Source organism: Streptomyces sp. NPDC033131 (assembly GCF_055578365.1).
The window spans coordinates 1-2,002 of sequence record NZ_JBVIPA010000114.1 but is presented as its reverse complement, the minus strand read 5'-3'; the positions used below and the strand labels follow the sequence as shown (position 1 = coordinate 2,002).

The 2,002-nt window shown below is 68.0% G+C and carries 2 protein-coding genes; both read right to left on the bottom strand.

Going from position 1 to position 2,002, the window contains the following annotated elements; all coding sequences use genetic code 11:
• On the bottom strand, positions 1-1,500 hold a 1,500-nt coding region (gene kdpB / locus ACZ5XS_RS45710), incomplete at its 3' end, for a potassium-transporting ATPase subunit KdpB (protein ID WP_468661634.1).
• A partial coding sequence (locus ACZ5XS_RS45705) for a potassium-transporting ATPase subunit KdpA (protein WP_468661633.1) occupies positions 1,497-2,002 on the bottom strand: 506 nt, incomplete at its 5' end. The genes kdpB and ACZ5XS_RS45705, both read right to left, overlap by 4 nt.

Sequence of the window (2,002 nt, the reverse complement as noted above, 5' to 3'; positions counted from 1 at the left end):
GTTGTCACCCGTGATCATGACGGTCTTGATACCCATGCGGCGCAGCTCGTCGAACCGCTCCCGCATGCCCTCCTTGACGACGTCCTTGAGGTGGACGACGCCCAGCACTCGGGCGCCTTCCGTGTCTTCCACAGCCACGAGCAGCGGGGTCCCGCCCGCTGCGGAGATGTGGTGGGCGAGGGTGTCGGCGTCCTCGGCCACCGTGCCGCCCCGCTCCTTGACCCAGGTGATGACCGAAGCGGCCGCGCCCTTGCGGATCGTGCGCCCGCCGACGTCCACGCCCGACATCCGGGTCTGGGCGGTGAAGGCTGTCCATTCCGCGCCGGACAGTTCCCCCTGGTGCCGCTCGGGCTGCTGGTACTTCTCCTTCGCCAGGACGACGATCGAGCGGCCCTCGGGCGTCTCGTCGGCCAGCGATGCCAACTGGGCGGCATCCGCCACCTCGGCCTCGGTGGCGCCCCGTACGGGGACGAACTCTGCGGCCTGCCGGTTGCCGTGCGTGATGGTGCCGGTCTTGTCGAGCAGGAGTGTCGACACGTCGCCGGCAGCCTCCACTGCTCTGCCCGACATGGCCAGTACGTTGCGCTGCACCAGCCGGTCCATGCCCGCGATGCCGATCGCGGAGAGCAGCGCACCGATCGTGGTCGGGATCAGGCAGACCAGAAGGGCCACCAGCACGACCATGGTCAGGTGGGTGCCCGCGTAGTCCGCGAGCGGCGGCAGGGTGGCCACCGCGAGCAGGAAGATGATGGTCAGCGAAGCGAGCAGGATGTTCAGCGCCGTCTCGTTCGGTGTCTTCTGCCGTGCGGCGCCCTCGACCAAGGCGATCATGCGGTCGATGAAGGTCTCCCCCGGCTTCGTCGTGATCTTGATGACGATCCGGTCGGAGAGGACCTTCGTACCGCCGGTGACGGCACTGCGGTCGCCGCCGGACTCACGGATGACCGGGGCCGACTCGCCGGTGATCGCCGACTCGTCCACGGACGCCACGCCCTCGACGACGTCACCGTCGCCGGGGATGATGTCGCCCGCCTCACAGACGACCAGGTCGCCCACGCGCAGTTCGGTGCCGACGACCTGCTCTTCCCGGTCGCTCACGAGACGGCGGGCGACGGTCTCGGTCTTGGCCCTGCGCAACGTGTCGGCCTGCGCCTTGCCGCGGCCTTCGGCGACCGCCTCCGCCAGGTTGGCGAAGATCACGGTGAGCCACAGCCAGGCACTGATCGCCCAGCCGAACCAGTCGCCCGGGTCCTTGAAGGAGAACACCGTCGTCAGCACCGAGCCGACGAGCACCACGAACATCACGGGCGACTTGACCATCACCCGCGGGTCGAGCTTGCGGCACGCGTCCGGCAGCGACTTCAGCAGCTGCTTCGGATCGAACAGACCCGCACCGACGCGCCCTTCCTGCCTGTGCCCTGTGGGCACGTCGCTGTGCGGCGCCCGAGTGGGAGTAGTCGTGGACACGCTGTCCTCTTGCTTTTCTGTGCGAGTGGTCATGACGCCAGCCCTTCGGCCAGCGGTCCCAGTGCCAGGGCCGGGAAGTAGGTCAGACCGGTGATGATGAGAATCGCGCCCACCAACAGCCCGGTGAACAGCGGCTTTTCGGTGCGCAGCGTGCCCGCGGTGGCCGGCACCGGCTTCTGTTCGGCCAGCGAACCCGCCAGCGCCAGTACGAACACCATCGGCAGGAACCGCCCGAGGAGCATCACGATGCCGATGGTGGTGTTGAACCATGGCGTGTCCGCGTTCAGGCCGGCGAAGGCCGAGCCGTTGTTGTTGGCGCCTGATGTATAGGCGTAAAGGATCTCGGAGAAGCCGTGCGCGCCGCTGTTCAGCATGGAGTGCGGCGGAGTCGGCAGTGCCATGGCCGCGGCGGTGAAGATGAGCACCAGCGCCGGGGTGATGAGGATGTAGCAGGCCGCGAACTTGATCTCGCGGGTGCCGATCTTCTTGCCCAGGTACTCGGGCGTACGGCCGACCATCAGGCCGGCGATGAACA